Here is a 16,586-nt window from a genome sequence, read left to right on the forward strand (position 1 = left end):
GGTGTCAGGAGACCTGGAGCTGGGTCAGGGGGAGGCTGCGTTGCTCCAGCTCCACGTCGAACACCCCCGGCAGGTCGGCCACGAAGCGGAGGGTGGTGGTGGCGCCCGCGGTGACGTAGGCCGTCCGGTCGTAGCCGTGCAGGTGCACCTCGTCGGCCACGTCGCTGGCCACCACGACCTCGACGGTGGACCCCAGGGGCACCGCGAACCGCCGCACGCCGCCGGTGACCGCTCCGCCCGCGACGGCCACCTCCACCCGCTGCACACCGTCGGCCGTGACGGCGGGGGCGGCCGGCCCACTCCCCGCGCTCCCGCATCCGCCGACGGCGAGTGCCGCCACCACGAGCGTCGCGGCCAGGCGCAGGCCGGAGCGCCGGTAGCCGGTGCCGGTGGTCGGGGTCGCCCGGATGCGCACGCGGAAATTCAACCCGTGCTCCCCCGCGCCGTCGCCGGCACCCCGGTGTCCGGCCGCGGTGCGGCAGGATCGGGGTCGTGACCGAGCACCCTTCCGCCCCCGTCCCCGACCGGCTCTTCGACGACGAGCGTGAGCAGCGGTGGCGGGCCCGGTTCACCGCGCCCCGGATGTCGCGGCCGGCCTGGGCGCGGGACGCGCCCGACCGGTCGGTGTACACGTCGAACTCGAGCGGAACCACGGAGGTCTACGTCTGGGACCGCGCCACGGACACGCACCGGCAGGTGACCGACCGGCGCAGCGGCACCCACTCGGCGACCCTCCCGCCGGACGGGGCGGCGGTGTGGTGGTTCGCCGACACCGACGGCGACGAGTTCGGGCACTGGGTCACCGAGCCGTTCGCCGGGCTCCCCGACGGCGATGTCGCCGAACCGGCACTGCCCGGTGTCGAGGACGGCTACCCGGCCGGCCTGGAGATCGGCCGGGCCGTGGTGGCCGTCGGCACCTCCACCGACGACGGGACGAAGATCTGGCTGCGCCGCGGCGACGGGCCCTCCGAGGTGGTCTACACCCACGCCGAGGACGCCGGCGTGGGTGCCCTGTCCGAGGACGAGACACTGCTCGCGATCAGCCACTCCGAGCACGGCGACTCCCGCCACCCCGCCGTGCGGGTGGTCCGGGTGTCCGACGGCACGGCGGTGGCCGAGAAGTCCGACGGCGAGGGCAAGGGCCTCACCCCGCTGGTGTTCGCGCCGGTGCCCGGCGACGGGCGGCTGCTCCTGCTGCACGAGCGGCACGGCCGGGAGGAGCTGCTGGTCTGGGACGTCCTCGCCGGCACGGAGAAGGAGCTGTCGCTCGGCCTGCCCGGCGAACTGGACGCCGACTTCCACCCCGACGGTCGCCACCTGCTGGTCTGGCACACCCACGCCGCCCGCACCCGGCTGCACCGCTACGACCTGGACACGGGCGAGCTGACGGAGCTGTCCGTGGCGCCGGGATGTGTGGGCTCGGCCGAGGTCCGCCCGGACGGCACGGTCGAGTACACCTGCTCGTCGGCGGCCGAACCGTCCGCCGTGCGTGCCCTGCACCCCGACGGCACCGACCGGGTGCTCCTCGCTCCCCCGGGGGAGCCGGCACCGGGGTCGGTGCCCGTGGAGGACCTCTGGGTGGACGGGCCCGGCGGCCGGGTCCACGCGCTGCTCGCGCGCCCGGCCGGCGTGGACGGTCCGGCGCCCACGGTGGTGAGCCTGCACGGCGGCCCCCACGCGGCCGACGAGGACCGGTTCAGCGCGGCGCGTGCGGCGTGGGTGGACGCCGGGTTCCTCGTCGTGGAGGTGAACTACCGCGGCTCCACGGGGTACGGCTCGGCCTGGCGGGACGAGATCGAGGGCCGGCCCGGGCTGACGGAGCTGGAGGACGTGGCCGCCGTGCTCGACCACTGCGTCGCCACCGGGCTCGCCGACGAGAAGCGCTGCGTGGTGGAGGGCTGGTCGTGGGGCGGCTACCTGGCGCTGCTGGCGGCCGGCACGCAGCCGAAGCGCTGGGCGGCGGCGATCGCCGGGGTGCCCGTGGCCGACTACCTCACCGCCTACGCCGACGAGATGGAACAGCTCCGTGCGTTCGACCGGGCCCTGTTCGGCGGGTCGCCGCAGGAGCGGCCGGAGACCTACCGGGCCTCGTCACCGCTGACCTACGTGGACGAGGTGCGGGCGCCCGTGCTCGTGCTGGCGGGGGAGAACGACCCGCGGTGCCCGATCCGGCAGGTGGACAACTACCTGGACGCGCTCGCCGCGCGGAGTCCCGGTGGAGCGGCCGTCGGCAACGGCGAGGTCATCTACGAGGTGAGCCGTTTCGACGCGGGCCACGGCTCGCTCGTCGTGGACGAGACGCTGCGCCACATCGCCACGGAGATCGGCTTCGCGCTCCGCGCGGTGGGGTGACGCGCGTGCGCGGATACGGGTGCCGCAGCAGGCGTATCCGCGCACAGGGGTCAGACGGTTGCGTTCAGCTGCACGTCGACGTTGCCGCGGGTGGCCTTCGAGTACGGGCACAGCTGGTGCGCGGCCTGCACGACCTCGTCGGCCGTGGCCTGGTCGAGTCCGGGCAGGTGGGCGGTGAGGATGACGTTGATCGCCATGCTCGTGTCGTCCTTGCCGATGCCGACGGCGGCGTCGACGGTGGCGTCCTCGCTGACCTGGACGCCCTTGTTCTTGGCGGCGAGACGCATGGCGCCGTGGAAGCAGGCGGCGTAGCCGGCGGCGAAGAGCTGCTCGGGGTTGGTGGCGCCGCCCGGGCCGCCCAGCTCCTTGGGAGCCTTGAGCTCCTGGTCGATGATGCCGTCCGAGGAGCGGACGTGGCCGGTGCGGCCGGTGCCGGTGGAGGTGGCCTCGGCGGTGTAGAGGGGTTCTGGCATGTCGCGCCTTTCGTGGGAGATGTGTCGTGCCCAACGTATCTCCCGGGATCCGGCTCTGTCATGGTCCGGTAGCAGACCCGAAACATCTCAGGGGAACCCTGGGAAGTCGATCCCCGAGGAGGTGGAGCACGTGGCGCTCTGGCGCGTGCATGTCCAGCTGGAGGACCGGCCCGGCCGCCTCGGCGAGCTGGCCACGGCGGTAGGTGCCGCCGGCTGCAACATCATCTCGCTGCACGTCGTCGGCGAGCCCGCCGACGACGGCTCGATCACCGACGAGCTGCTCGTCAAGGTGCCGGAGTCGGCCGACCCGGCCACGCTGGTCGAGGCGGTGGAGAGCGCCGGCATCCCGTGCACCCTGCTGGTGCGCGCCGACGCCACCGAGCTCAGCGACCCGGCCACCACGGCGCTGGCGCTGGCCCGGATGGTCGCGGCCGACCCCGGCAGCGCGCCGCGTGCCGTGGCCACCATGCTGCGCGCCCGGCTGGTCGACCCCGCGGCCGAGGACCACGGTGGGCACACCCACGTCATCAGGGTCGGCGCGCAGCAGCTGCGCCTCGGGCGGGCCTGGCCGTTCACCGCCACCGAGCTCTCCCGGGCGGCGGCGCTGCTGGAGCTCGCCACGCAGCTGGCCATGCGTGCTCCGGCCCGATCGGGGTCACCGGATCAGATCCTGCTGCTGCGCGACGGCTCCCAGGTGCGCATGCGGCCGGTGGATCCCGCCGATGCACCACTGGTCGCAGCGCTGCACGCGCGCTGCGCCCCGGAGTCCCGGCGGTCCCGGTTCCTCAGCCCCACCCGGCAGCTCGCCCCCGGTGAGCTGGAGGTCCTCCTCGGCGAGGCGTCCGGGTCGGCTCGGGCCGTGATCGCGGTCACCGCCGACGGCGGGAGCGCCGTGGGGATCGCGAACCTCGACGGCGACGGGCTCGGCTCGGTGCGCGCCGCCGTGCTGGTGGAGGACGCCTGGCAGGGCCGGGGGCTGGGCACCGCCCTGCTGCGCCGGATCGCCGAGATGGCCGTGGAGCAGGGGGAAGCCGAGCTCACCGGCGTCGCCCGTCCGGACGACCTGGGCGTCACCCGGCTGCTGCGCCGCGCAGGCCTGCGCCCGTCGGCGGAGATCGTGGACGGCGAGGTACGGCTGCGCGCCCCGCTGCCCGCACCGGTCGCCTGAACGCGAGGGGCCCCGGAACCGAACCGGTCCCGGGGCCCCTCGACGGACTCTCTCAGAGGTCGATGCGCTCCCCGGTGTCACCGGCGAACAGGTGCAGAGCGCCCTCACGGGGGGCGAGGTGCAGCACCGCGCCCTTGCTCGGCGGGGTACGCCCGTCGACACGCGCAATAACCGGGCGGCGCTCGCCGCCCACCTCGGTGCTGCCGTAGATGTAGGCGTCGGCGCCGAGCTCCTCGACGACGTCCACCTCCGTGAGCAGGCCTGCACCGCTCTCGACGATGTCCATGTCCTCGGGACGGACGCCGACCGTGACCGAGCGGGTGGCCCCGACGGCGTCGGCGGCCTGCCGCGGCACCCGGAGGTCGGCGCCGCCGAAGTGCAGCACGTCACCGTCGACGTCCACCGGGAGCAGGTTCATCGCGGGCGAGCCGATGAACCCTGCGACGAACACGTTCTTCGGCGCGTCGTACATCTCGCGCGGGGTGCCGACCTGCTGCAGGATGCCGTCCTTCAGCACCGCGACCCGGTCGCCCATCGTCATGGCCTCGACCTGGTCGTGGGTGACGTAGACGGTGGTGGTGCCGAGCCGCCGCTGCAACGAGGCGATCTGGGTGCGGGTGGAGACGCGCAGCTTGGCGTCGAGGTTGGACAGTGGCTCGTCCATGCAGAACACCTGCGGCTGGCGCACGATGGCGCGACCCATGGCGACGCGCTGGCGCTGGCCGCCGGACAGCGCCTTGGGACGCCGCTCCAGGTAGTCCACGAGGTCGAGGATCTTCGCCGCCTCCAGCACCCGCTCCTGGATCGCGGCCTTGGACTGGCCGGCGATCTTGAGCGCGAAGCCCATGTTCTCGGCGACCGTCATGTGCGGGTACAGGGCGTAGTTCTGGAACACCATCGCGATGTCGCGGTCCTTCGGGGGAACGCGCGTGACGTCGCGGCCGCCGATGTGGATGGATCCCTTGTCGATGTCCTCCAGCCCGGCGAGCATCCGCAGGGCCGTGGACTTGCCGGAGCCGGAAGGGCCGACCAGGACGAGGAACTCCCCGTCGGCGACCTCCAGGTCGAGCGAGTCGACCGCGGGAACGGTGGAGCCGGGGTAGATCCGACTCGCGCTGTCATAGGTCACAGCAGCCATGCTGTGCTCCTTCCACCGGCAGGAACGTGCCGGACGATCCGAGTGTGAGGGAGTAGCAGCCGAAGACTGTCATGTCGATCGTGTTTGGGACAGAACTACTACTCTCCGTGTTCGCTCAAATCACACGGTGAGGTTACGGGATCGTTACTACGAGCTGTTGCTCGTAGCACTCCGCAACCGCTTCCATGGCGAATTGCACGGCGCGGGTCCCGCGTCCGTTTCATCCCCGATGAGGTGGAGGTGTGGCGATGCCTGCTGTGCCATCGAGAAGGCCGACGCGCGCGGCCGGACTCGCGAGCGGCGTCCTCGCCCTCACTCTCGCGGTCGCCGCATGCGGCGGGAGCAACGTCGCGGGCGGTGGTCCCACCGGACCCGCCCCGGAGTGCGGCGCCTACGCCCAGTACGGAGACCTGAACGGCACGACGGTCACCGTGTACACCTCGATCATCACCCCCGAGGACCAGCCGCACATCGACTCGTACAAGTCGTTCGAGCAGTGCACCGGGGCCAAGATCGTGTACGAGGGCTCGAAGGAGTTCGAGGCCCAGCTCCCCGTCCGGGTGCAGGCCGGCAGCCCTCCCGACATCGCGTTCGTGCCCCAGCCCGGCCTGCTGTCCACCCTCGTTCGGCAGACGGGCGCGGTGAAGCCGGCTCCGGCCGGAGTGGCTGCCAACGTCGACCAGTACTACCCGGAGACCTTCAAGTCGGCGGGCAGCGTCGACGGCACCCTCTACGCCGCACCGCTGGGCGCCAACGTGAAGTCGTTCGTCTGGTACTCGCCGAAGGCGTTCCAGGCCAAGGGCTACACCGTGCCCACCACCTGGGCCGAGATGACCACCCTGTCCGACCGGATCGTGGCCGAGGGCGGCAAGCCGTGGTGCGCCGGCATCGCCTCCGGCGAGGCCACGGGCTGGCCGCTCACCGACTGGCTCGAGGACGTGATGCTGCGGGAGAACGGCCCGCAGGTCTACGACCAGTGGGTCACCCACGCCATCCCGTTCAACGGGCCGCAGGTGAGCGCAGCTCTCGACCGCGTCGGCTCGGTGCTCAAGAACCCGGCGTACGTCAACGGCGGCCTCGGCGACCCGTCCTCGATCGCCACCACCACGTTCCAGGACGCCGGCCTGCCGATCCTCGACGAGACCTGCTACCTGCACCGCCAGGCCAACTTCTACGCGGCGAACTGGCCGGAGGGCACCGACATCTCCGAGAACGGCGACGTCTACGCGTTCGAGCTCCCGCCGATCAACCCGGCCACGCCCCAGACCATCCTCGTCGGCGCCGAGTTCGTGGCGGCGTTCTCCGACCGGCCCGAGGTCCAGGCCTTCCAGTCCTACCTGTCCTCGCCGGAGTGGGCCAACGAGAAGGCCAAGGCAGGCACGGCGCTCGGGCAGAGCGGCTGGGTCAGCGCCAACACCGGACTGGACCCGGCCAACCTGGCCAGCCCGATCGACCGGCTCACGGCCGAGATCCTGCAGGACGAGGGCAACACGTTCCGGTTCGACGGGTCGGACCTCATGCCCGGCGCGGTCGGCTCCGCGACGTTCTGGCGGGGCATGACGGACTGGATCACGGGCACGAGCACGGCCGACGCGCTGACGTTCATCGAACAGTCCTGGCCGGCAGGCCAGTAGGGCTCCACTCCGTTGTGCCGGGGGGCGGGTGCGGACCGCCCGGCCCCGGGCCTTCCCCTCGGCACGCTCGGAGGTGAGCCGGCATGACCCTGCTCGACAAGCTCGTCCAGCTACTGGTCGCGGTGGCCGTCTTCGCCGCCGTGCTCGGCGTGGTGCTGCTGGTGGCCGGGCGCGGGAAGGGGCGCCGCGCCGAGCAGGTCGCCGGCATCGCGTTCGCGGCCCCGGCGATCCTGCTGCTGATCGTCGGGCTGCTGTACCCGGCAGCCCGCACCGCGGTGCAGTCGCTCCTCGACGCCCGCAGCGCCGGCTTCGTCGGGCTGGACAACTACATCCGGATCTTCACCCAGCCCGACCTGCTCATCGTCCTGCGCAACACGGTGCTCTGGGTCGTGGTCACCCCGATCCTCGCGACGGCGACCGGGCTCGTCTACGCGGTGCTGGTGGACCGCACCCGCTTCGAGTCGTTCGCCAAGGCGCTGATCTTCCTGCCCATGGCGATCTCGTTCGTCGGGGCGTCGATCATCTGGAAGTTCGTCTACGAGTACCGGCCGAACCAGCAGAACATCCAGCAGACCGGGCTGGTCAACCAGTTCCTCGTCTGGCTCGGGTTCGAGCCGGTCAACCTCATCCTGCAACAGCCATGGAACAACCTGCTGCTGATCGTGGTGATGATCTGGATCCAGGCCGGGTTCGCGATGACCGTCCTGTCGGCCGCGATCAAGGCCATCCCGAGCGACGTCGTCGAGGCCGCGGGGCTCGACGGGGTCGGCGGCGTGCGCCTGTTCTGGTACATCACCCTGCCGAGCATCCGGCCCGCCGTGGTCGTGGTGGTCACCGCGATCAGCATCGCCGTGCTCAAGGTCTTCGACATCGTCCGCACCATGACCGGCGGCCAGTTCGGCACCAGCGTGGTGGCCAACGAGTTCTACGTGCAGAGCTTCCGGCTCTCCGACCTGGGCATGGGCTCCGCCCTCGCCATGCTGCTGTTCCTCCTGGTGGTGCCCATCGTCGTCTACAACGTCCGGCAGATGCGGAAGGCGAACGCACGATGACCCTGCTGGACACCCGGGACGACGCGACGCCCGACATCGTCACGGCAGCGACGACGCGGCCGGCGACGGCACGCAACCGCCTGTCCTCGCGGTGGGCGTCCCTCGCGGCCGTGGTGATCGCCGTCCTGTGGACGATCCCGACGTTCGGGCTCTTCCTCTCCTCGTTCCGTCCCGAGCGCGACGTGCAGCGCACCGGCTGGTGGACCTTCTTCGCCCATCCGGCGATCACCTTCGACAACTACGCCGAGGTGCTCTTCGGCGGAAGCCAGCCGCTCATCGGCTACGTCGCGAACTCGGTGCTGATCACGCTGCCCTCGGTGGCCATCCCGATCGTGCTGGCCACGCTGGCGGCGTACGGGTTCGCCTGGACGACGTTCCCCCTGCGCGACACGCTCTTCGTGGCGATCTTCGCGCTCCAGATCGTGCCGCTGCAGGTGGCGCTGCTGCCGCTGCTGGAGATCTTCGTGGGCAGCGGCCTCAACAACACGTTCTGGACGGTGTGGATCGCACACTCGACGTTCGCGCTGCCGCTGGCGATCTTCCTGCTGCACAACGCCATGCGTGAGGTCCCGGCCGAGCTCGTGGAGGCCGCGCGCGTGGACGGCGCGGGCCACGTGCGCATCTTCACCACGATCATGCTGCCGCTGCTGAAGCCCGCGATCGCGGCGTTCGCCGTGTTCCAGTTCCTGTGGGTGTGGAACGACCTGCTGGTGGCGCTCGTGTTCGCCGGCGGCACGTCGGACGTGGCGCCACTGACGGTGCGGGTGGCCGAGCTCGCCGGCACCCGGGGTGCCGACTGGCACCTGCTCGCCGCCGGCGCGTTCGTCTCGATCGTCGTCCCGCTGCTGGTCTTCCTCGGGCTGCAGCGCTACTTCGTGCGCGGCCTGCTCGCCGGGAGCGTCAAGGGCTGAGAGCCTGCGCGGTCAGCGCCCGCCGGCAGGTCCCTGCACGGTGGCCGGGTCCGGCCGCTGCACCGTGACGGGCACACCGAAGTCGAAGTACTCCGAGATGACGTTCATCGTGCTGACGGTCCCGCCCTGGTTCATCGTCATCTGCATCTGGAGCTTCCGGACGCGACCGTCCTGGTCCACCCACAGGTCACCCGGGATCGGTCCACCGCTCTGCAGCGCGGCCGCCGAGTCGCCCGGCATGCCGGAGGCCGACGCCAGCGCCGCCGGGTCGATGGCGAAGGCCACGTGACGCACCTCCGCGCCCCGCAGCTGCTCGGTGCCGACCATGCGGACGTCGTCGGACACCTTCTGCAGGGTGGCGAGCTGCTGGGCCGGGTCGTACTGCTGGCCGCTGACCGCGGAGCCCTCGGTCTGCGTCCGCGTCCAACCGCCCTGCCCGGGAAGCTGCGTGTAGAAGGTGGCGCCGTCGATGATCACGTCGACGGTGCCGGGTGCGGTGCCGGGACCAGCTGTGGTCATCTCGAGGTCGCCGATCTTGCGGTCGAAGTCGTAGGTGCCCGTCCCGCTGACGGTGGTCTGCTGGCCGCCGGTCTCGACGTGCATCTGGAGCTCGTACCGCGCCGTCCCGGCCGCGACGGTGGCCTCGGACGCCGCCGCCAGGAGCGCGGCGGCCGCGGGGTCCTCGGCCACGGCCGCGGGGTTCTGGGCCGCCGGGGCGCCCGCGGGGGTCTCGCCGCTCCCGCTGCACCCGGCGAGGAGTGCGATCGCGACGACGCCCGCGCCGACCAGTGCGCCACTGCGTTTCGATCCGGACAAGGGTCCTCCTCGACGTGAGGGGGCGGATGAGAAGCCGCTCGAAACGGGCCCCCCTGAGCCGATCCGACCGGTACTCGGGGAAACCACCCGTGCACGTCCCCGTTGGGCCTGACGGCCCGTATCGCGATGGGCAGTTTGCCCGAGTCGGAGACGATCACCACCCCCGGGGTGGGGTCGGGGACGGGCCGGAGCACGACGAGGCCCCGCTCGCCTGAGTGGGAGCGGGGCCTCGTCGATGACGTCAGGCGTGCGGCGTCAGGTCACTTCTCGTAGGCGGGACCGCCCGTGCGGACGGCCTGCTCGATCTTGTCGCCCGTCTCCTTGTCGACGTTCTTCCAGTACTGGAAGGCGCGCTCGAGGACCGGCTCCGACACGTCGTTGCGCAGGTGGCCCGCCACGTTGCCGACGAAGCGCTCACGCTGCTCGTCGCTGAAGACCTTGCGGACCATCGTGCCGGGCTGGCCGAAGTCGTCGTCCTCGGCGTGGAGCTTGTACGCCGAACGGATGACCTCGTCCTCGACGCCGTACGTGGATGCCGTCTCGCCCGCGATCGCCGGGTTGGCGTGGGGACCGCCGTAGGAGTTGGGCACGTACACCGGGTCGGCGGTGTTCTCGTACCGCATCGCGCCGTCCTTGGAGTAGCTGTTGACGGGCGACTTCGCGGCGTTCACCGGAAGCTGGGTGTAGTTGGCGCCGATCCGGTAGCGGTGCGCGTCCGGGTAGGCGAACAGGCGCCCCTGCAGCATCTTGTCCGGCGACGGCCCGATGCCGGCCACGAGGTTCGACGGCTCGAACGCGGCCTGCTCGATCTGGGCGAAGTAGTTCTCCGCATTGCGGTCCAGGACCCACCGCCCGACCTCGATGAGCGGGTAGTCGCCGTGCGGCCACACCTTGGTGAGGTCGAACGGGTTGAAGCGGTAGTCCGCGGCGTCCTCGTAGGGCATGACCTGGACCTTCAGCGTCCAGCTCGGGTGGTCGCCCGCCTTGATCGCGGCGTACAGGTCGCGGATGTGGTGATCGGCGTCCTCACCGGCGATACGGTCGGCGTCGGCCTGGGTGAGGTAGTCGATGCCCTGGTCGGTCTTGAAGTGGTACTTGACCCAGAACTTCTCGCCGCCCGCGTTCTCCCACAGGTAGGTGTGGGAGCTGTAGCCGTTCATGTGGCGCCAGGACTTCGGGATGCCGCGGTCGCCCATCAGCCACGTGACCTGGTGCGCCGACTCCGGCCGCAGGGTCCAGAAGTCCCACTGCATGTTGTTGTCGCGCAGGTGGTTGTCGGCGCGGCGCTTCTGCGAGTGGATGAAGTCCGGGAACTTGATGGGGTCGCGGATGAAGAACACCGGCGTGTTGTTGCCGACGATGTCGTAGTTGCCCTGTGACGTGTAGAACTTCACGGCGAAGCCGCGGGGGTCGCGCCAGGTGTCGGGCGACCCGAGCTCACCCGCCACCGTCGAGAAGCGCACGAGGCTCTCGGTGCGCACGCCGGGCTGGAACAGCGCCGCCTTGGTGTAGTTGGCGATCTCGGGGTTGGTGACCTCGAGGAAACCGAACGCGCCGCCGCCCTTGGCGTGCACGACACGCTCGGGCACACGCTCGCGGTTGAACTGCGCGTTCTTCTCGATGAGGTAGTGGTCCTGGAGCAGGATCGGACCATTGGTGCCGATGGTCAGCGAGTCGTTGTCGCTGGCTACCGGGATGCCGACGTTGTTCGTAGTCGGCCGCGGTTCGGTCGCGGTCACGAAGTCTCCTTCTGCTGCTGGTTCGGGTGGGAGGACCGGTCACGCCGGCAGCGCGGGCAGGTGCCCCGGAACACGACCTCGGTCTCAGCCACGAGGTGGCTCCCGGTGACGCCGGGAGCGAGGCACGGGCGCGTACCGACGACGCGGTCGACGTCGGTGATGTCGCCGCACGAGCGGCACACCAGGTGGTGGTGGTCGTCCCCGGTGCGCACGACGGGCAGGCCCGCACCCCGCAGGGGGTGGGCGACGTCCACCGGAGATGCCATCACGGCCAGTCGACCAGCTTTTCTGGAATGGGTCAAGTTAATCCTGGGCCAACTCGGTCGAGTTCCGTCGGACCCGTGGTCCACCATGGCCATGTGCCGAGGAGGACCAGGTGACAGCCACCGATGAGAGCAACGCCGGCCTGGCCGCCTTTCGCACGGTCCTGCGCCTCCCCGGAGTGGCCCCGCTCACGGCGGTCGCCTTCCTCGCACGCATACCCGCTTCGGCCGCCGCGATCACCCTCACCCTGCACGTGGTGCTCGACCTCGGGCACGGCTACGCCGCCGCCGGCCTCGTCGGCGCGTCCACCACCGTCGGGATGGCCATCGGGGCGCCGCTGCTCGGCAGGCTGGTCGATCGGCGCGGGCTGCGCACGATGCTGGCGCTCACCCTGTGCGCCGAGGCGGTGTTCTGGACCGTCGCGCCGTCGCTGTCCTACCCCGCGCTGCTGGTCGGGGCGCTGCTCGGCGGCCTGCTCGGGATGCCCGTGTACTCGGTGGTGCGCCAGTCGCTCGCCGCGATGGTGCCCGCCCGGCACCGCCGTCCGGCCTTCGCGCTCGACTCGATGTCGGTCGAGCTCTCCTACATCATCGGCCCCGCTGTCGGCACCCTGCTCGCCCTGCAGCTCTCCACCGGCATCGCGATGTGGGTCGTCGGGGCCGGCTGGCTCGTCTCCGGCGTCGCGCTCTGGCTGCTCGACCCACCCACCCGCGCCCCGCAGAGCCCGTCCGACGCGCCGCCGGGCCGGGTCCGCGAGTGGCTCGACATGCGCCTGTTCGCCGCGTTGCTGGCCACCACAGCCGCTGTCGTGCTGATCTTCGGCACCGAGCTGTCGATGATCGCCGCACTGCAGACCAGCGGCCAGGCAGCGGCCATCGCGGTCGTCAACGCCGTGTGGTGCCTGGCCTCGCTCTCCGGAGGCTTCCTCTACGGGGTGGCCCGCCGCTCCCCGTCACTGTTCGTGCTGGTCGCGGCGATGGGCGTCGCCACCCTGCCGGTCGCACTGGGCGGTCCATGGTGGAGCTACGCGCTGCTGCTGGTGCCCGCGGGTCTGCTCTGCGCACCATCACTCGCCGCCAGCTCGGAGGCCGTCAGCAGGCTCGCCCCCGAGCACGCCCGTGGGGTGGTCACCGGCCTGCACGGCTCGGCCATCACGGTCGGTGCCGCGATCAGCACCCCGACGGCGGGCGCGCTGATCGACATCGGGTCCCCGGCGCTCGCGATCACCGTGGCCGGCACGGCCGGAATCGGCGTCGCCGCAGTCGCGGCCCTCCTCGCCCGCCGGGGCGAGAGGGTCCATCGGAACCCGCCCGATACCGCGCCGGTGCCCCCGCTGACAGTGGGACCCTCAGTGGACTCTCAACCGATCTAGGGCAGACTCGCGGCCGATGACCGCACCGCCGGGCCGCCTCGACGCGGCGGCCCCCACTCCGCCGCCACCACCACCGCCGCCGCGCCACAAGCACGTCCTGCGCTACGCGGCCGCCGTCGTGTTCACGCTGGCCGTGGCCGTGTTCGCCCTGCCCGACCTGCTGTTCCAGCTGGACCGGCGCAGCCCGTTCGTCCAGCTCGTGCCGTTCCGGCCGTTTATCCTCGTCGGTGTCACCGCGCTGCTCGTGCTGCTGCTCGTGGTGATGGTGTTCGAACGGCGTGTACTGCCGTTCGTCGCCGGAGTGCTGGCGGTGCTGCTCGTGGGCGGCGCGATGATCCTGCCGCGGGTGGTGGCCGACCCGGTGCCCACCGGCGGCATGTCACTCACCGTCCTCGCGTTCAACACCTACGAGGGCAGGGGCGACGCCCATCAGCTCGCCGCGCTGATCGAGCAGCAGCGGCCGGACGTGGTGGCGCTCAGCGAGGCGGGCGAACCGTTCTCGAACCAGCTCAGGCCGCTGGTGGAGCCACTGGGGTACCACCTGCACACCTCGCCCGGCTCGCGGCGGCGCGACGTCAACGCCGTCACGGCGGTGGTGGCCGACCACCTCGGCGATGTCCAGGTCCGGATCGGCACCGAGACGACGACGTTCCCCTACGTCGAGCTCAGCGGCGCGGGTCTGGGCAACACGCGGGTCACCGCGTTCCACTCGGTGGCGCCCGTGCCTGGGTCCGTGCCGGACTGGCGCACCGACCTCGGGCTGCTCCGGCAGTGGTGCACCGGTCCGACCCCCGCCATCGTCGCCGGCGACTTCAACGCGACGCTGGACCACTCGGTGCTGCGCGACGCCATCTCCGGGTGCGGCGATGCCGGCGCGCAGCGTGGTCAGGGCCTCGTTCCGACGTGGGGCCCCACGCCGCGCCTCCGCGCCCTGATCGGGCCGCAGATCGACCACGTGATCGCCAACCACGGCATCACCGCCGAGTCGTTCGGCGTGCACGACATCGACGGCAGCGACCACCGCGCGGTCATCACCCGGCTGCGGCTGCCCGGCTAGGGGGCGTCCCGTCCCCTGAGCCGGGCAGCCGGTCCCGGCGTCAGAGCCGGGCTGCCACCGTCTCCGCGATCTCGTAGGTGTTGAGCGCCGCACCCTTGCGCAGGTTGTCGCCGCACAGGAACAGCTCGAGGGTGTTGGGGAAGTCCAGCGCCTGCCGGATCCGCCCGACCCACGTCGGGTCGCCGCCCACCGCGTCGGCCGGCGTGGGCCACTCCCCGGCCGCCGGGTCGTCGCGCAGGACGATCGTGGGCTGCTCGCTCAGCACCTTCTGCGCCGCCTCGACGGACACGTCACCGGCGAAGGTGGCGTGCACCGCGAGGGAGTGGGTGGTGACGACGGGGACGCGCACACAGGTGGCCGACACCTTGAGGTCCGGGATGCCGAGGATCTTGCGGGCCTCGTTGCGGACCTTCAGCTCCTCCGACGACCACCCGTCGTCCTTGAGGGAGCCGGCCCACGGCACCACGTTGAGGGCCAGCGGCGCCGGGAACGGCGACGCGGCGGGGTCGAGGCCGGCATCGGCCAGCGCCTGGGCGACGTCGCCGCCACGCATCCCGACCTCCCGGCCGCTGACGGCGGCGAGCTCGGCGTAGAGCCGGTCGATCCCGCCCTGCCCGGCGCCGGAAGCGGCCTGGTAGGAGGCTACGACGAGCGCCTCGAGACCGAACTCGCGGTGCAACGCGCCCATCGCGGCCATCATCGACAGCGTGGTGCAGTTGGGGTTGGCGATGATGCCCTTGGGCCGCTCGGTGACCTTGTCGGCGTTGACCTCGGGCACCACGAGCGGCACCTCGGGGTCCATCCGGAACGCGCCGGAGTTGTCGACGACCACGGCGCCGCGGGAGGCCGCGATCGGCCCCCACTCCGCGCTCACCTCGTCGGGCACGTCGAACAGCGCGATGTCGACGCCGTCGAAGACCTCGGGGGCGAGGGCCTGCACGGTGACGTCGTGCCCGCGCACGCGCAGCACCCGGCCCGCTGATCGGGCCGAGGCCACCAGCCGGATGTCCGACCACGGCACCGACGGGCGGCCGTCGATGATGTCGATCATCGTGGTGCCGACGGCCCCGGTGGCACCGACGATCGCGACGACCGGCCCCGTGGTGTTCGCCGACCCGTTCAGGTCCGACGTCTCGCTGGTGTAGTCGCTCATCGTCCGCTCCCCGCGTGCACTACTGCCTGCTCCGCTCCGCCGAGCTCGAACGCGGCGTGCAGGGCACGCACGGCGTCGTCGAGCTGCTCCACCCGGCAGATCACGGAGATCCGAATCTCCGACGTGTTCATGGTCTCGATGTTGATGCCGGCGTTCGACAAGGCCTCGCAGAACGTGGCCGTGACCCCCGGATGGTTGCGCATTCCCGCTCCGACGAGTGAGACCTTGCCGACCTCGGCGTCGTGGAGCAGCTCGATGAAGCCGATCTCCGGCTGCGCGGCGGTGAGCACGGCGACGGCACGCGGGCCGTCGGTACGCGCCAGCGTGAACGTGATGTCGGTGCGCCGCGCCCCGGAGTGGCTGATGTTCTGCAGCACCATGTCGATGTTGATCTCGGCGTCGGCCACGGTACGGAAGATGCGGGCGGCCATCCCCGGAGTGTCCGGCACGCCGGTGATGGTGATCTTGGCCTCGGACCGGTCGTGCGCGACCCCGGTGATGATCGCGTTCTCCACGGGAATCTCCTTGATCGAGCCGCTGACGAGCGAGCCCTGCTTGTCGTTGTAGGAGCTGCGCACCCGCAGCGGGACGTCGTACCGGCGCGCGTACTCCACGGAGCGCAGGTGGAGGATCTTGGCTCCGCAGGCGGCCATCTCCAGCATCTCCTCGTAGGTGATGCTCTCGAGGTGCCGCGCGTTCGGCACGATCCGCGGGTCGGCGCTGAAGATGCCGTCGACGTCGGTGTAGATCTCGCAGACGTCGGCCTCCAGCGCAGCGGCCAGCGCCACCGCGGTGGTGTCGGAGCCGCCGCGGCCGAGCGTGGTGACGTCCTTCGAGTCCTGGCTGACGCCCTGGAAGCCGGCGACCAGCACGATCGCGCCCTCGTCGAGCGCGTCGCGCAGCCGCTTCGGGTTGACCTGGACGATCCGCGCGTCGCCGTGGCGGGACGTGGTGATCATTCCGGCCTGGGAGCCGGTGAACGAGCGGGCCTGCGCACCGAGGGAGTGGATCGCCATCGCGACGAGCGCGTTGGAGATGCGCTCACCCGCGGTGAGCAGCATGTCCATCTCGCGCGGCGGGGGCGCCGGGGACACCTGCTCCGCGAGGTCGAGCAGCTCGTCGGTGGTGTCGCCCATGGCCGACACCACCACCACGACGTCGTGGCCCTCTTTGTGGGTCCGGACGATCCGCTCGGCGACCTTCTTGATGCGGTCCGCGTCCTGGACTGATGATCCGCCGTACTTCTGCACGACGAGGGCCACCGCCGACCTCCTGTCCTGATGCCGCATGGGCGCGGCACCGTGGGGCTATCGTCCCCGTCGGGGACGCGGTGAGCGCTCCGGCCGAGGTACTGGTCGGAATCTCACCTTACCGGGCACGGACGCGGCAACCGTTGCCAATGGTCCATGCCACAGGGGGAAAGCTGGGCGCTCGACGCAGGGCGTCCCGGCCGCCGG

At 71.5% G+C, this 16,586-nt stretch carries 15 protein-coding genes; 7 read left to right on the plus strand and 8 right to left on the minus strand.

The genetic code is table 11. The annotated features are described in order from the left end of the window. Positions 1 to 4: 4 nt before the first annotated feature. Positions 5 to 415, minus strand: a complete 411-nt coding sequence (locus HF577_RS22545) for a hypothetical protein (protein ID WP_211174685.1) — start codon at positions 413 to 415, stop codon at positions 5 to 7. A gap of 77 nt (positions 416 to 492) precedes the next feature. Between HF577_RS22545 and HF577_RS22550 the strand changes: the two genes are divergently transcribed. Then, entirely contained in the window at positions 493 to 2,352 is a 1,860-nt protein-coding gene (locus HF577_RS22550; RefSeq protein ID WP_169397925.1) for a S9 family peptidase, read from the plus strand. Between the two features lie 50 nt (positions 2,353 to 2,402). Here the strand turns inward: HF577_RS22550 and HF577_RS22555 are convergent, their stop codons facing one another. After that, positions 2,403 to 2,825, minus strand: a complete 423-nt coding sequence (locus tag HF577_RS22555) for an organic hydroperoxide resistance protein (protein ID WP_169397926.1) — start codon at positions 2,823 to 2,825, stop codon at positions 2,403 to 2,405. Between the two features lie 130 nt (positions 2,826 to 2,955). Here HF577_RS22555 and HF577_RS39810 point away from each other — a divergent pair, with 130 nt between their 5' ends. Continuing rightward, positions 2,956 to 3,993, plus strand: a complete 1,038-nt coding sequence (locus HF577_RS39810) for a GNAT family N-acetyltransferase (RefSeq protein WP_169397927.1) — start codon at positions 2,956 to 2,958, stop codon at positions 3,991 to 3,993. A 52-nt stretch (positions 3,994 to 4,045) separates the two neighbouring features. Here HF577_RS39810 and HF577_RS22565 read toward each other — a convergent pair whose 3' ends face one another. Beyond that, positions 4,046 to 5,131 carry an ABC transporter ATP-binding protein gene (locus HF577_RS22565; RefSeq protein ID WP_169397928.1) on the minus strand — a complete coding sequence of 362 codons (1,086 nt, stop codon included), beginning with the start codon at positions 5,129 to 5,131 and terminating at the stop codon, positions 4,046 to 4,048. A 248-nt stretch (positions 5,132 to 5,379) separates the two neighbouring features. On the opposite strand from HF577_RS22565, the gene HF577_RS22570 reads away from it, so the two are divergent. From HF577_RS22570 to HF577_RS22580, 3 genes are all read left to right on the plus strand, one after another. Next, positions 5,380 to 6,765 carry an ABC transporter substrate-binding protein gene (locus HF577_RS22570; RefSeq protein ID WP_169397929.1) on the plus strand — a complete coding sequence of 462 codons (1,386 nt, stop codon included), beginning with the start codon at positions 5,380 to 5,382 and terminating at the stop codon, positions 6,763 to 6,765. 83 nt (positions 6,766 to 6,848) lie between these two features. Continuing rightward, positions 6,849 to 7,817 carry a carbohydrate ABC transporter permease gene (locus HF577_RS22575; RefSeq protein WP_169397930.1) on the plus strand — a complete coding sequence of 323 codons (969 nt, stop codon included), beginning with the start codon at positions 6,849 to 6,851 and terminating at the stop codon, positions 7,815 to 7,817. Continuing rightward, positions 7,814 to 8,728, plus strand: a complete 915-nt coding sequence (locus HF577_RS22580) for a carbohydrate ABC transporter permease (RefSeq protein ID WP_169397931.1) — start codon at positions 7,814 to 7,816, stop codon at positions 8,726 to 8,728. Before HF577_RS22575 ends, HF577_RS22580 begins: the two co-directional genes overlap by 4 nt. Positions 8,729 to 8,740: 12 nt before the next feature. On the opposite strand, the gene HF577_RS22585 is transcribed toward HF577_RS22580, so the two are convergent. The 3 genes from HF577_RS22585 to HF577_RS37590 form a co-directional block, all read right to left on the minus strand. Then, positions 8,741 to 9,544, minus strand: coding sequence for an LppX_LprAFG lipoprotein (locus HF577_RS22585; protein ID WP_169397932.1), 804 nt, complete (start codon positions 9,542 to 9,544; stop codon positions 8,741 to 8,743). A 260-nt stretch (positions 9,545 to 9,804) separates the two neighbouring features. Continuing rightward, positions 9,805 to 11,283, minus strand: coding sequence for a catalase (locus HF577_RS22590; protein WP_169397933.1), 1,479 nt, complete (start codon positions 11,281 to 11,283; stop codon positions 9,805 to 9,807). Then, entirely contained in the window at positions 11,280 to 11,549 is a 270-nt protein-coding gene (locus HF577_RS37590) for a hypothetical protein (protein ID WP_211174686.1), read from the minus strand. Before HF577_RS37590 ends, HF577_RS22590 begins: the two co-directional genes overlap by 4 nt. 110 nt (positions 11,550 to 11,659) lie before the next feature. Here HF577_RS37590 and HF577_RS22600 point away from each other — a divergent pair, with 110 nt between their 5' ends. Continuing rightward, positions 11,660 to 12,919: an MFS transporter gene (locus HF577_RS22600; protein ID WP_169397934.1), complete on the plus strand. Its 1,260-nt coding sequence runs from the start codon at positions 11,660 to 11,662 to the stop codon at positions 12,917 to 12,919. A gap of 16 nt (positions 12,920 to 12,935) precedes the next feature. Beyond that, positions 12,936 to 13,976 carry an endonuclease/exonuclease/phosphatase family protein gene (locus tag HF577_RS22605; protein ID WP_169397935.1) on the plus strand — a complete coding sequence of 347 codons (1,041 nt, stop codon included), beginning with the start codon at positions 12,936 to 12,938 and terminating at the stop codon, positions 13,974 to 13,976. A 40-nt stretch (positions 13,977 to 14,016) separates the two neighbouring features. Here HF577_RS22605 and HF577_RS22610 read toward each other — a convergent pair whose 3' ends face one another. After that, complete coding sequence (locus HF577_RS22610; RefSeq protein ID WP_169397936.1) at positions 14,017 to 15,129, minus strand: aspartate-semialdehyde dehydrogenase; 1,113 nt, start codon at positions 15,127 to 15,129, stop codon at positions 14,017 to 14,019. After that, complete coding sequence (locus HF577_RS22615; protein WP_169397937.1) at positions 15,126 to 16,391, minus strand: aspartate kinase; 1,266 nt, start codon at positions 16,389 to 16,391, stop codon at positions 15,126 to 15,128. Before HF577_RS22615 ends, HF577_RS22610 begins: the two co-directional genes overlap by 4 nt. Positions 16,392 to 16,586 lie beyond the last annotated feature (195 nt).

The sequence above is a fragment of the Pseudonocardia xinjiangensis genome (genome assembly GCF_012911925.1).
In the GTDB taxonomy this organism is placed as follows: Bacteria; Actinomycetota; Actinomycetes; order Mycobacteriales; family Pseudonocardiaceae; genus Pseudonocardia; species Pseudonocardia xinjiangensis.

Bases quoted from the DNA above. Each gene is read 5' to 3' on its own strand.
- HF577_RS22555 (WP_169397926.1), bottom strand. From the start codon at position 2,825: ATGCCAGAACCCCTCTACACCGCCGAGGCCACCTCCACCGGCACCGGC.
- HF577_RS22565 (WP_169397928.1), bottom strand. From the start codon at position 5,131: ATGGCTGCTGTGACCTATGACAGCGCGAGTCGGATCTACCCCGGCTCC.
- HF577_RS22570 (WP_169397929.1), top strand. From the start codon at position 5,380: ATGCCTGCTGTGCCATCGAGAAGGCCGACGCGCGCGGCCGGACTCGCG.
- HF577_RS22575 (WP_169397930.1), top strand. From the start codon at position 6,849: ATGACCCTGCTCGACAAGCTCGTCCAGCTACTGGTCGCGGTGGCCGTC.
- HF577_RS22580 (WP_169397931.1), top strand. From the start codon at position 7,814: ATGACCCTGCTGGACACCCGGGACGACGCGACGCCCGACATCGTCACG.
- HF577_RS37590 (WP_211174686.1), bottom strand. From the start codon at position 11,549: ATGGCATCTCCGGTGGACGTCGCCCACCCCCTGCGGGGTGCGGGCCTG.
- HF577_RS22605 (WP_169397935.1), top strand. From the start codon at position 12,936: ATGACCGCACCGCCGGGCCGCCTCGACGCGGCGGCCCCCACTCCGCCG.
- HF577_RS22610 (WP_169397936.1), bottom strand. From the start codon at position 15,129: ATGAGCGACTACACCAGCGAGACGTCGGACCTGAACGGGTCGGCGAAC.